Here is an 11,768-nt window from a genome sequence, read left to right as displayed (position 1 = left end):
GGTTTTTTATTTTAATTTTGCAGCAGGTTATCCGAACGTTCAATATGCCAGCAAATTCTCCGTCAGATTTTTCAATTTTAGATCAATTAAGTGCCTATGGCCATAAAAAATTGGTTTTTTGCAACGATCCAGATACAGGTTTAAAAGCAATTATTGCTATACACGATACTACATTGGGTCCTGCTTTAGGTGGAACACGCATGTGGAGCTATAGTACAGAAAGCGAAGCATTAGAAGATGCGCTGCGTTTATCGCGTGGAATGACTTATAAGGCTGCAATAACAGGATTAAATCTGGGTGGTGGAAAAGGTGTAATTATAGGCGATTCCAGAAAAGACAAAACAGAAACTTTAATGCGTAGCTATGGTAGGTTTATTAAAAACCTAAATGGCGAATTTATTACCGCAGAAGAAATGGGTACCAATACACGCGATATGGAATATATCCGTATGGAAACCAATTATGTTACTGGTGTTCCCGAGTCTATCGGCGGTGCAGGCAACCCAGCCCCTTTTACTGCGCAGGGTGTTTATTTAGGTATTAAAGCTAGTGTTAAAGAAGTTTTCGGTACAGATATGCTGGCTGGAAGAACCATTGTAGTACAAGGTATCGGAAATGTTGGTGAGCATCTGGTTGCTCTGTTAAGAAAAGAAAATGCCGAGGTTTTGATTAGCGATATTAACCAGGAGCAATTAACTTACGTTGCCCGGAAATATAAAGCAAAACCGATCGAGGCCGATAAAATTTTTACAACCGATGCCGATGTTTATGCCCCATGCGCAATGGGTGCTACCGTTAACAACAAAACCATTGAAAAAATGAAATTTGCAATTATTGCAGGTTCAGCAAACAATCAGTTGAAAGATGAAGTTTTAGATAGCGAGTTGCTTTTGAAGAAAGGAATTTTATTTGCACCTGATTATCTGATCAATGCTGGTGGATTAATTTCCTGCTATTCGGAGTTAACTGGTTTTGGTAAAAAACGTACAGTACAGCTTACAGAGAATATTTACGATGCTACGCGCAGTGTAATTAAGTTAAGTAAAACTGAAAATATATCAACAAATATTGCTGCCAATCGCATAGCCGAGAAGCGGATTGCAGACATTAAAAAAATTAAATCGTCATATTAAATCATAATTATTAAAACAGGTTTTAAAAAACCACACTCGTTCTTACATTCATGTTAAACAGAAGGCACTTAAGAATCAAAGCTTTGCAAAATATTTTTGCTTGGCACATGGCAGACAAAAAAGACATTAAAGGTGATTTAAAAACTTTAATGCAGAGCATCGATAGCGTGTACGAAATGTACATCTGGATGTTATCTTTAATGGTAGAAGTTACCGAATTTACTGCTAACGACGCTGCAGAGCGCGCAAATAAGTTTATTAAAACAGCAGAGGATATTAATCCTAATATGAAATTGCTACACAATAAGTTTAGTGTTTTATTGCAGCAAAATCCCGAGTATGCTTCTGCGATAAAAAAATATAAGGTAGATTGGGGTTTCGATCCAGAAATCCGTAAAACCGTCTACAATTCTTTAAAAGCATCAAAAGAATATGCCGATTATCTTGCCGATCCGAACGAAAGTTTAGAATCATCGAAAGACATCATCAAATACATTTTCCGTAAAATCATCTTAAAAAACCAGGCCATTTTACAGGTTTTCGAAGAGAAATTTATCAACTGGCAGGTAGATCATGAAGTGATGAAAGGTATGGTAGCCAAAACCCTGAAAAACTTTACATCTGAAGATCCTTTCAAAAATAAATTAACCGAAATTAGTGCCGATTGGATTGAAGACAGCAAATTTGTTCAGGATCTTTTTGTATATACTTTGCAGAACGATGCAAAATACCAGGAAATGATTGCCGATAGAACCAAAAACTGGGAATCGGAGCGTATTGCATTGATGGATACCATTTTAATGAAAATGGCCATTTGTGAACTGTTAAATTTTCCATCTATTCCGGTTAAAGTAACCATCAATGAATATTTAGAGTTATCAAAAGATTACAGTACACCGAAGAGTAATTCATTTATTAACGGTATTTTAGACAAAATTTTAGGCGATCTTAAGAAAAACAACACTATTAAAAAGATTGGCCGTGGATTAATCGAAGATTAAAAATGAAAAGAACATTTATCTTGGCTATTGCTGCACTTTCATTTGTGGCATGTCGTAATGCAAATAATAAAACCAGCGAAACCGCTACAGCAGTTTCTGTTGGCAACGATACATCAAAAACTGCTAAAGTTGCTCCGGCAGATGCACCTGTTATTGTTTTTGAACGCGATATTTTCGATTTCGGTAAAATAACACAAGGCGAAAAAGTAAAGCACGATTTCAAACTTAAAAACACAGGTAAAAGTCCGCTGATTGTTTCAAATGCAACGGCAACTTGTGGCTGTACTGTTCCTCAGGTACCAGGCGAGCCTATTTTGCCGGGTAAGGAAGGTGTAATTAGCGTAGTTTTTAATAGCGAAGGCAAAATGGGCATGCAAGATAAAGTAGTAACCGTAACATCAAATGCAAATCCAACAGTAACCACTGTTCATTTAGTAGGTGAGGTACTTGCTAAAAAATAAATTGGTTCGATTGTTTATGGCATCATCCATAAGGATCAAATTTCACAAAAACACAAATAAATAAGAAATGACATCAACAGTAATATTACAGGCAGCAGCAGGTGGTAGTAACATGCTAACTACAATTGTACCAATGGTACTCATCATGGTAGTTTTCTACTTTTTCATGATCCGTCCACAAGTTAAAAAAGCGAAAGACCATAAAAAATTGGTTGAAGAATTAAAAAAAGGAGATAAAATCGTAACTACTGCAGGTATTCACGGTCGCATTGCCGATATGAATGAAACAACTTTTTTAATTGAGGTTGAAGGTGGTGTAAAGATCCGTTTCGATAAATCAGCGGTTTCTTTAGATGCAACCAAAGCAGTTGTAGCGCCTAAAGCCTAATAAATTAATAAAATTTAAGCGCAGTCCCGAAAACTTTCGGGACTGTTTTTGTTTTACTACATTTGATTAAATGCATTTTGGATAATATTTTTCCAGCTTACAGCTAACATTAATTTATTATGCCCTTCATTAGGTTAACGAAGATTGAAAAAAGACGCGTATTTAGCTTATTGGCCTGCTTGCTTCTGGCTATAGCTGCATGGCTTTTTATGGCATTAAACAACAAATATATTTATGTAGCAAAAACTGTATTGGTTTTTAAAAATACCCCCACCAAAAGAGCATTTTATCCTTTGCAATCAGATACGATAGATTTACAGGTAGAAGGAACAGGCTGGCAGCTACTGTTTGCCCGTTTAAGGATCAGTCCTCCTTCTGTTTCTGTTAGTCTGAGTCAGCTCAATACCAAAGATTTTATTGTTTTTTCCGATCAGCTTTTTAATATCAACAGGCAATTAGAAAGTACCCAAAAAGTAATTTCTGTTAAACCCGATACCCTTTATTTCGATTTTACTAAACGCGTGGTGAAAAAAGTTCCGGTAAAATTGATAGATAAGCTGAGTTTTGTTAAACAATATGGTATTTCCAGTGAAATTATCCTCAATCCCAAGTATGTAAAGGTGGCTGGCCCGTTGGAGGAGCTTTCAAAGTTAAAATTTTGGCCAACCGATACGCTTAAACAGGATAAGATACAGAGTAGTAGCACTACGAGAGTAGCTTTACAGCACAGCATCCACAAAAATGTAAGCATTTATCCATCATCTGTAGAAGTTAAGCTCCCTGTTGATGAATTTACTGAAAAAACTATCGAGGTACCTTTAAAAATCACCAATAATCGAAGCTATAACAGCATTAAACTTTACCCTAAAAAAGTTAAAGTAACCTTTTTAGTGGCCTTGAGCAATTACGATCAGGTTGATGAAAGTTTTATTACCGCAACCATTGATGTTGATGAATGGCAAAATTTAGGGCATCGCCAGTTTACGGTAAAAATAACCGAATTTCCAGATTATTGTAAATTGGTGAGTGTAAGCCCTTCTAAAATAGATTTCATTGTAGAAAAATAATGTATAAAGTAGGTATAACAGGAGGTATAGGCAGTGGTAAAACTACCGCTTGTAAGGTTTTTGAAGTATTGGGAATCCCTGTGTTTTATGCTGATACTGTGGCCAAAGAGATCATGTGTAAAGATGCGGTGCTAGTAGCAGGGGTTAAAGCTGCTTTTGGCAATGATAGTTATTTTGAAGATGGAAAACTGAACAATAAACACATTGCCGGCATTGTTTTTAATAACGAAGAAGCGCTTGCAAAATTAAATGCATTGGTTCACCCGGCAGTTTTTAGAGCATTCGATGCCTGGGAAGAAACCATACCTGCAAATACACCTTATACGCTTAAAGAAGCAGCGCTGCTTTTCGAAAGTGGTTCTTACAAGATGTGTGATACCACGATCCTGGTTACTGCTCCTTACGACATTAAAATGAAGCGGGTAATGTTACGTGATGGAGTAACGGCAGAGCAGGTTAAAGCACGTATGGATAAACAATTGAGCGATGAAGAAAAATCGAAAATAGCCGATCATTTTATTGTTAATGATGAACAGCAATCAATAATTGAACAGGTTTTAGCCTTACACCAACAATTTTTAAAAGCTGCGGAAGCGCTTAAAAGTGCCAATGTTTAATTATCTACTCCAATCATATCATCCTTAAATGCCTTAATCCTATATGATTTTAGCAGATTTTATTACCATTACCCCAATGGGTTTATATTGTGTTTACGGCGATTTTTACCTCGATCCACAACAGCCAGTTAAAGAAGCTGTGGTTTCGCATGCGCATGGCGATCATGCCATAGGTGGAAGCCAGAATGTTTATTGTACCGCTGCTACCGCAACTTTTATGAAACACCGTTACCGCAAATTCGCAGCAGTTGATTTTTTTACTAAAAGTTATCATGAGCCATTCAAAATAAAAGAGGTTACCATTACTTTTTATTCTGCCGGACATATTTTAGGCTCTGCACAGGTACTAATGGAATATAAGGGCATAAAATATCTTTATACAGGTGATTATAAGATTGAACCAGATAATACCTGCGAACCTTTTGAATTTGTAGAAGCAGACGTTTTAATTACAGAAAGTACCTTTGCCAATCCAGAAACCAAACATCCATCTCCCATAAATGAAATTAAAAAGCTGAACGAAACCAGTGCGAATATTATGTTGGGTTCTTACGCTCTGGGCAAAAGCCAACGGATTATTCAATTGCTCAACGAGTATTGCCCTACTAAGAATGTGATGGTTCACCACAGTATTATGCCCTTTGTTAAAATCTACGAAGATTATGGCATAAAAGTAGGGAATTACAAAATGTACGATAGAAAGGAGATGAAAAATAATCAAGAACATCAGGTTTATATTGTTCCTCCAATGGTTTTTCACAGCTACCATAAGGCGATTAATGTAGTACGGGCCTTTGCCTCTGGATGGAAGAATCTGCAGCAACAAAACGGGATTTCACTTTATATTTCCGATCATGCCGATTGGGATGCAATTTTAGAAACCATAGAAAAAGTTAAACCAAAACAAGTGTGGACTTTGCATGGCGACGGAAAACAGCTTAAAGATTATTTTAAAAATAAACTAGAAGTTAAAATATTAAATTAACCTTAGGGATCGTCATTCTGAACTCGTTTCAGAATCTTTAATCAAACTATTATGAAAGAAGGCGAAGATTTTTACTTTAACGAAGATGGGTTAATGGTTTTTACCGAATCCTACCATTTAAAGCGGGGTTATTGCTGTAAAAATAAATGTAAGCACTGTCCATGGGGTTATGGGAAGAAGAAAGAGAAGAAGTGATGCAGTTGGCAGTTGGAAATTTTCAGTTCACACTTCTCAATTTTTGTCTCGTTTTTCCTGACCAAAACGAACACGATAATAAACATCACTTAGTGTTACCTCAAACCCCATCGAAACAAAACTTAGCACATCAGTAATCTCTTCATGTTTATTGAGCGCCCAATTTTGCTCATCATTAATATAATAAAATTGAAAACTGCCAACTGAACTAGTGCCCGGCAAAGAAACCGATCAATGCTACACCAATCCCTAATAAAACGGCAATCATTTTACGGGTATTGATTTTATGATCGGCACTCGATTCAAACAATATGGTGGTAGAAATATGTAAGAAGATACCAATTACAATGCCCATAATTTTATTGAAATAAGCATCAAGGCCTCCAATAGTGCCGTTGCTTAAACCAACACTTACGTAAAAACCAAGGGGCGCCATAATAGCAAACATAACTAGATAAAATACAATGCTGCTTTTTTTAAAATGATTCTGCATCAATATACTTGCTAATGCAAAGGCTGCAGGGATATGGTGTAATGAAATTCCAAAAATAAGTTCATTATGTTGCTCTTTTGCCAATGGCATTCCCTCTAAAAAAGCATGCAAACACAAGCTGATCATAACCCCGAAAGGAAATACATGCCCATCGTGATGTTTATGGATGTGACCATGTTCTACACCTTCTGAAAACTGTTCTAAGAAAATTTGTAATAAGAAACCAATAAGGATAAAAATGCCAATCTGCCATTTGTCGGGCCCGCTGTAGGCATCTGGAATCAAATGTAAAACCGTAATGGCAAATAAATAGGCTCCACTGAAAGACAAAATTAGTTTAAGTAATTTAGATTTATCACTTTTAACCAAAAAGATAGCTGTTCCGCCTAAAAAGGCACAAAAAAAGAGTACACAGAGTTTCCAGATTTCCATAAGTTAAAAATCAGGTTGTAATTTTTTAAATATTATCGAACAGATAATGCCTATTGTTATACCTAACAAGGCGCCAACGGTTACATCAACGGGGTAATGAACGCCAACATATATTTGCGCAAAACTGATAATAAATGCCCAGAAGATACCAATAGGTAAAATAGGTTTCCATCTGCTATAAAAAATGCAGATTAAAAAAACAGCTATGGCAAAATGATTGGTAGCATGCGCCGAAGGAAAACTTAAGCCACTTCCACAAGGTACACGGTGAATAATATCGTTCGCCAAACTTAAATCATTACATGGCCTTACACGCGATACTAAAGGCTTTACAACCCTCGAGGCGATTAAATCGCCCATAGCAAAGGTGAACAGCACCATGCCGATAATGTAATAGCCCTGCTTTTTATATTGTTTGATGCAAAAAATAACAATAAAAAGATAAAGTGGAGACCAAAAGAATCGGTTACGCATTAAAGGCATCAGCCAATCAAAAAAACTGTTTGAAAGCCCGCGGTGGATTTTCAAAAACAATTCTACGTCAAATTGCTGTATGCTTTCTATCATGCTTTTTTACAAATTAAAATTAACCGATCTGAGCTGTTTTCATCAAAATCAGCTAAACCATAGCTGCCAAAAGTTTTTTCAATCACCATCCCGGCCTTGGTAAGCATACGCTGAAAATCTTCAAAACTAAATGCCTGAACCCTTTCTTCGAAATTATATACCTTTTGTTTGTCTTCGAAATTTATCTTTTTAATAATTTTCCCATCAATAACATTTTTGGTAATGTGAAAAGTTATTCCATCAAGTGATTTCGTTTCACAGGAATTTAAATTACGGATGATCTTTTCGGTGTTAAAATAATCAAGCACCAAAATACCATCGGCAGTTAAGCATTTGCGAAAAGTTTTAAGCGCATTTACATGGTCTTTTTCTGTATCAAAATAACCAAAACTGGTAAATAGATTTAAAGCTATATCAAAATAATTGATGTAAAACAGCCTCCGCATGTCGTGAACAAGGAAGTGTAATTTGCTGTTTTCGAATTGTTTTGCATACTTTATACTTTGTTCCGATAAATCTATTCCCGTAACATCAAAGCCTTTTTTATTCAGGTAAATAGAATGCCGGCCTTTTCCACAGGCAATATCGAGCATTTTAACATCGGCTTTAGGATTTAAAAAATGCGTGAGCTTATCAATGAAAAACTCGGCTTCAGCATCATTTCGTTGTTGATAAAGAATATGATAATATGGCGAATTAAACCAATATTGAAACCACTTGCGCTGCATATAAAAGCCGTTTGTATCTTAAAAGGATGCAAATATAAGGTTTTACAATCGCTAGTAAAGTTAGAATTTGTTTTTATGCAATAAAGTTGCAAGAATATTATGAATTGATTTTTTTATGGCATTGCAAATGAACTTGTAATTCACCACTATTGTTTTTGCCTATCATCTTTATTTAAAGCCTGAAAATATTAGCAAAAAAAATCAATCGAACATTTCAATTAAACACACGTTTGTTTTTGGCGCTTTGCCTAATTCTATAAAATTGATCTTATAAAAACAATGTAAATTAACTTGCACAGGTAGGTTGAAATAACGGCTATCTTGTTTTTTTTCTTATTTTTGAGCCTCAAATAAATTATATAAAGTGACTTTAATAAAATCGATTTCAGGAATACGAGGAACCATTGGCGGAAGAGCTGGAGACGGCTTAACCCCATTTGATATTGTGAAATTTACAGCTGCCTTCGGTAGCTGGGTGGTGCAAAAAACAGGCAATAAAAGAATAGTTTTAGGACGTGATGCCCGTATTTCGGGTGAGATGGTGAATAACCTGGTTATCGGAACGCTACAAGGCCTGGGTATTGAGGTAATCGATTTGGGGTTATCTACTACGCCAACTGTAGAAGTAGCTGTACCTGATGAAAAAGCAGGAGGCGGAATCATTTTAACCGCAAGCCATAACCCAAAACAGTGGAATGCCCTAAAATTATTAAATGCCAGTGGAGAATTTATTAGCGATGCTGACGGAAAAGAAGTTTTAGATTTAGCAGAAAGTGCTGATTTTGATTTCGCTGATGTAGATAAACTAGGTAAAGTAATTAAAAACGATACTTACCTTCAAAAGCATATCGATAAAGTTTTAGCATTACCATTGGTTGATGTTGAGGCAATTAAAAAGGCTGATTTTAAAATAGTAATCGACTGTGTAAATTCAACTGGCGGTATTTTTATACCTGCCTTATTAAAAGCTTTGGGTGTGAGCAAGGTGGTAGAATTATATTGTACTCCAGACGGACATTTTCCGCACAATCCAGAGCCACTTCCTGAAAATCTAACTGAAATATCGAAAGAAGTTCAGAAACAACATGCCGACTTAGGTATTGTAGTAGACCCTGATGTTGACCGTTTATGTTTTGTGAACGAAGATGGTAGCATGTTTGGTGAAGAGTATACTTTGGTAGCAGTAGCCGATTACGTATTGAAAAATACACCAGGAAATACAGTTTCAAACCTTTCATCAACACGCGCTTTACGCGATGTAACTGAAAATGCAGGTACTGAATATAACGCATCGGCAGTAGGAGAGGTAAACGTGGTAAACAAAATGAAAGCTACCAATGCCATTATTGGTGGTGAAGGAAACGGCGGTATTATCTATCCTGAATCGCATTATGGAAGGGATGCCTTAGTTGGTATTGCCTTGTTTTTAACGCATTTAGCTAAATTTGGTAAATCAATCTCAGTATTACGCGCTAGTTACCCTCAATACCACATCTCTAAAAACAAAATTACCCTTACGCCAGAAATGGATATTGATAATTTGTTAAAACAGGTAGAAGAAAAATATAAAAATCAACCATACAGTACAATTGATGGTTTGAAGATAGAATTTGATAAAACTTGGGTACATTTGCGTCGTTCTAATACTGAGCCGATCATTAGGATTTACAGTGAGGCAGAAAATGAAACCATCGCCGAGAATTTGGCGAACAAAATTATTTCTGACATTAAAGAAATATTACACCTTTAATCCTTAAAGGATTTCAGGATTAAGCATAACACGTTCGGGGTTTAATAAAACGATTAAACCCCGAACATTTAAACAGAGACCGCCCTTAGCAAGGCATCTTTGCAATACTAACTTTTAAATATTCGTAGAAATGAAAAGGGTCTATTTAGATAATGCGGCCACAACGCCTTTAGATACGGCAGTAATCGCAGAAATGACAAACGTGATGGAAAACTATTTCGGTAATCCATCTGCCATTCATGCGCTTGGCCGCGAGGTGAGAACGCTTGTAGAGAAAGCCCGTAAAACCGTTTCTGGCCTCTTAAATGCATCTCCATCAGAAATATTTTTTACTTCTGGAGGTACCGAGGCCGATAATACAGCTATCCGTTGTGGAATTTCAGCCTATGGAATTAAACACGCTATTACTTCAAAAATAGAGCACCATGCTGTTGAGCATACTTTAAATACGATGCTTAAAAATGGTGAGATCGATAAATTAAGTTTCGTTAATATTGATGAAAAAGGAAACATCGATTATAACCACTTGGAAGAACTGCTTCAAAATAACGAACGTACTTTCGTTTCGTTGATGCATGCCAATAACGAATTGGGTACCCTGACCGATATGGTTAAAGTTGGCGATATCTGCGAGAAATACAATGCCATTTACCATGCCGATACCGTTCAAACCATGGGGCATTACCCGCATAACGTACGCGAGCTTAAAGCCCATTTTATTGTTTGCGCGGCACACAAACTTCATGGACCTAAAGGTGTTGGCTTTTTATATGTAAATAGCAACATTAAAATTCCACCAATGATTTATGGTGGAGCGCAGGAACGCAATATGCGTGGTGGTACCGAAAATGTATATGGTATTGTGGGCTTAGCTAAAGCCTTAGAAATTGCTTATGCAGAAATGGATCAGCATCAATCATACATTCAGGGCTTAAAAGATTATTTGAAAGCACAGTTAATTGCCGAAATCCCAGGAATTGCTTTTAATGGCGAAACCGATGCCGATAAAAGTTTGTACACTGTATTGAATGTATCGTTCCCGGAGATGGACATGGCCGACATGTTGTTATTTAATTTAGATATCAATGGTATCTGTGCTTCTGGTGGCAGCGCATGCTCTTCTGGTTCAAATATAGGCTCACATGTGTTAAATGGTATTAACGCCGATCCAAATCGCCCTTCCGTGCGCTTTTCATTTAGCAAATACACTACAAAGGAAGAATTAGATTATGTAATAGAAAAAGTTAAAATGGTAGTAAAGCAAAATGCTTTAGCTTAAAATATCATTAACCAAATAGGAGAGTCCCGGTGAGAATCGGGACTTTTTTTATGCGATAAAGCATAGTTTGAAGTCTATTTTTTTTTGGAAAGCAAAGACAGCATTTCATTTTAAGGTTAGCCCTGCTTTCCGTTTCAAGTCCTCGCTACGCTGTGGGCTTTACACACCATCCAGGTTTATATACAGAGGCTAGTGTAGCTATTAGCGGTTAAATAGCTTAATGCCTAATTTCTTCTGCACGCTGCAGCCCAAAATAGTATTAAAGGCTGTGCCACTTAAACCTGATCGGAATGGGCATCCCGATTCTTCGCCGGGATAAAGTGGAGAGCAGGACTGTATTTGCCTAAATGCCACCGTGGCTGATTTCAAAAAAAACAATCAATTTCGAGGTGCCTTCAACTGACTATTTAAATCAGTAAAATTCTCTTGCAAAATTCAAAAATAAGACTTATATTTAATCAAGATAAAGGCTATTCACGCCATTTTAATGTAGTTCCAGAACGAAACCTTATCAAATTCCCCGTGGTATAAGGTTAAGCAAATTTTAAAAAGCTTTTTTTACTAATGTATTGTGCAGTTTAAAAAGGCATTCTGATTAAAATTGTTAACCCTGAAAACTAACCATGTTTTCAACAATCTATATCGTCATGGAAAAGAGCCAAAACAATCAAA

13 protein-coding genes are annotated in these 11,768 nt (G+C 36.4%); 10 read left to right on the top strand and 3 right to left on the bottom strand.

The window, feature by feature from the left end; all coding sequences use genetic code 11:
- Positions 1-44: 44 nt before the first annotated feature.
- The 8 genes from H9N25_RS12740 to H9N25_RS12705 all read left to right on the top strand — a co-directional run bounded on the left by H9N25_RS12740 (position 45) and on the right by H9N25_RS12705 (position 5,847).
- Complete coding sequence (locus H9N25_RS12740; RefSeq protein ID WP_167295117.1) at positions 45-1,133, top strand: Glu/Leu/Phe/Val family dehydrogenase; 1,089 nt, start codon at positions 45-47, stop codon at positions 1,131-1,133.
- A 50-nt stretch (positions 1,134-1,183) separates the two neighbouring features.
- Positions 1,184-2,134 carry a transcription antitermination factor NusB gene (gene nusB / locus H9N25_RS12735; protein ID WP_167295116.1) on the top strand — a complete coding sequence of 317 codons (951 nt, stop codon included), beginning with the start codon at positions 1,184-1,186 and terminating at the stop codon, positions 2,132-2,134.
- Between the two features lie 2 nt (positions 2,135-2,136).
- The gene (locus H9N25_RS12730; RefSeq protein ID WP_190326118.1) at positions 2,137-2,595 is read left to right on the top strand and encodes a DUF1573 domain-containing protein; all 459 of its coding nucleotides are present in this window, start codon (positions 2,137-2,139) and stop codon (positions 2,593-2,595) included.
- Positions 2,596-2,662: 67 nt separating this feature from the next.
- Positions 2,663-2,983 carry a preprotein translocase subunit YajC gene (gene yajC / locus H9N25_RS12725; protein ID WP_184466845.1) on the top strand — a complete coding sequence of 107 codons (321 nt, stop codon included), beginning with the start codon at positions 2,663-2,665 and terminating at the stop codon, positions 2,981-2,983.
- A gap of 119 nt (positions 2,984-3,102) precedes the next feature.
- The gene (locus H9N25_RS12720) at positions 3,103-4,050 is read left to right on the top strand and encodes a YbbR-like domain-containing protein (protein WP_223833370.1); all 948 of its coding nucleotides are present in this window, start codon (positions 3,103-3,105) and stop codon (positions 4,048-4,050) included.
- Entirely contained in the window at positions 4,050-4,667 is a 618-nt protein-coding gene (coaE, locus tag H9N25_RS12715; protein ID WP_190326117.1) for a dephospho-CoA kinase, read from the top strand. The genes H9N25_RS12720 and coaE overlap by 1 nt, the downstream gene beginning before the upstream one ends.
- Before the next feature lie 43 nt (positions 4,668-4,710).
- Entirely contained in the window at positions 4,711-5,652 is a 942-nt protein-coding gene (locus H9N25_RS12710) for an exonuclease (RefSeq protein WP_190326116.1), read from the top strand.
- Between the two features lie 51 nt (positions 5,653-5,703).
- Complete coding sequence (locus tag H9N25_RS12705; protein WP_167295111.1) at positions 5,704-5,847, top strand: DUF5522 domain-containing protein; 144 nt, start codon at positions 5,704-5,706, stop codon at positions 5,845-5,847.
- Between the two features lie 208 nt (positions 5,848-6,055).
- On the opposite strand, the gene H9N25_RS12700 is transcribed toward H9N25_RS12705, so the two are convergent.
- From H9N25_RS12700 to H9N25_RS12690, 3 genes are read right to left on the bottom strand one after another with little or no spacing between them, the layout of a single operon-like run.
- Complete coding sequence (locus tag H9N25_RS12700) at positions 6,056-6,772, bottom strand: ZIP family metal transporter (RefSeq protein WP_167295110.1); 717 nt, start codon at positions 6,770-6,772, stop codon at positions 6,056-6,058.
- Between the two features lie 3 nt (positions 6,773-6,775).
- A complete protein-coding gene (locus H9N25_RS12695) occupies positions 6,776-7,339 on the bottom strand; it encodes a phosphatase PAP2 family protein (RefSeq protein WP_190326115.1) in 564 nt (187 codons plus the stop codon).
- Complete coding sequence (locus H9N25_RS12690) at positions 7,336-8,067, bottom strand: class I SAM-dependent methyltransferase (protein ID WP_167295108.1); 732 nt, start codon at positions 8,065-8,067, stop codon at positions 7,336-7,338. The genes H9N25_RS12695 and H9N25_RS12690 overlap by 4 nt, the downstream gene beginning before the upstream one ends.
- A gap of 364 nt (positions 8,068-8,431) precedes the next feature.
- Between H9N25_RS12690 and glmM the strand changes: the two genes are divergently transcribed.
- Entirely contained in the window at positions 8,432-9,817 is a 1,386-nt protein-coding gene (glmM, locus tag H9N25_RS12685) for a phosphoglucosamine mutase (protein ID WP_167295107.1), read from the top strand.
- 130 nt (positions 9,818-9,947) lie between these two features.
- Positions 9,948-11,096, top strand: coding sequence for a cysteine desulfurase family protein (locus tag H9N25_RS12680; protein WP_190326114.1), 1,149 nt, complete (start codon positions 9,948-9,950; stop codon positions 11,094-11,096).
- Positions 11,097-11,768: the final 672 nt, after the last annotated feature.

It is taken from the genome of Pedobacter riviphilus (assembly GCF_014692875.1).
GTDB lineage: Bacteria > Bacteroidota > Bacteroidia > Sphingobacteriales > Sphingobacteriaceae > Pedobacter > Pedobacter riviphilus.
The sequence above is the reverse complement of the archived record's forward strand: the minus strand, read 5'-3'. Positions and strand labels throughout refer to the sequence as shown.

What these genes read in the sequence shown, in the direction of transcription:
- yajC (WP_184466845.1), top strand. Translation starts at nt 2,663, where the DNA reads ATGACATCAACAGTAATATTACAGGCAGCAGCAGGTGGTAGTAACATG.
- coaE (WP_190326117.1), top strand. Translation starts at nt 4,050, where the DNA reads ATGTATAAAGTAGGTATAACAGGAGGTATAGGCAGTGGTAAAACTACC.
- H9N25_RS12700 (WP_167295110.1), bottom strand. Translation starts at nt 6,772, where the DNA reads ATGGAAATCTGGAAACTCTGTGTACTCTTTTTTTGTGCCTTTTTAGGC.
- H9N25_RS12710 (WP_190326116.1), top strand. Translation starts at nt 4,711, where the DNA reads ATGATTTTAGCAGATTTTATTACCATTACCCCAATGGGTTTATATTGT.
- H9N25_RS12705 (WP_167295111.1), top strand. Translation starts at nt 5,704, where the DNA reads ATGAAAGAAGGCGAAGATTTTTACTTTAACGAAGATGGGTTAATGGTT.
- H9N25_RS12695 (WP_190326115.1), bottom strand. Translation starts at nt 7,339, where the DNA reads ATGATAGAAAGCATACAGCAATTTGACGTAGAATTGTTTTTGAAAATC.
- H9N25_RS12730 (WP_190326118.1), top strand. Translation starts at nt 2,137, where the DNA reads ATGAAAAGAACATTTATCTTGGCTATTGCTGCACTTTCATTTGTGGCA.
- H9N25_RS12680 (WP_190326114.1), top strand. Translation starts at nt 9,948, where the DNA reads ATGAAAAGGGTCTATTTAGATAATGCGGCCACAACGCCTTTAGATACG.
- H9N25_RS12690 (WP_167295108.1), bottom strand. Translation starts at nt 8,067, where the DNA reads ATGCAGCGCAAGTGGTTTCAATATTGGTTTAATTCGCCATATTATCAT.
- H9N25_RS12740 (WP_167295117.1), top strand. Translation starts at nt 45, where the DNA reads ATGCCAGCAAATTCTCCGTCAGATTTTTCAATTTTAGATCAATTAAGT.
- H9N25_RS12720 (WP_223833370.1), top strand. Translation starts at nt 3,103, where the DNA reads ATGCCCTTCATTAGGTTAACGAAGATTGAAAAAAGACGCGTATTTAGC.
- nusB (WP_167295116.1), top strand. Translation starts at nt 1,184, where the DNA reads ATGTTAAACAGAAGGCACTTAAGAATCAAAGCTTTGCAAAATATTTTT.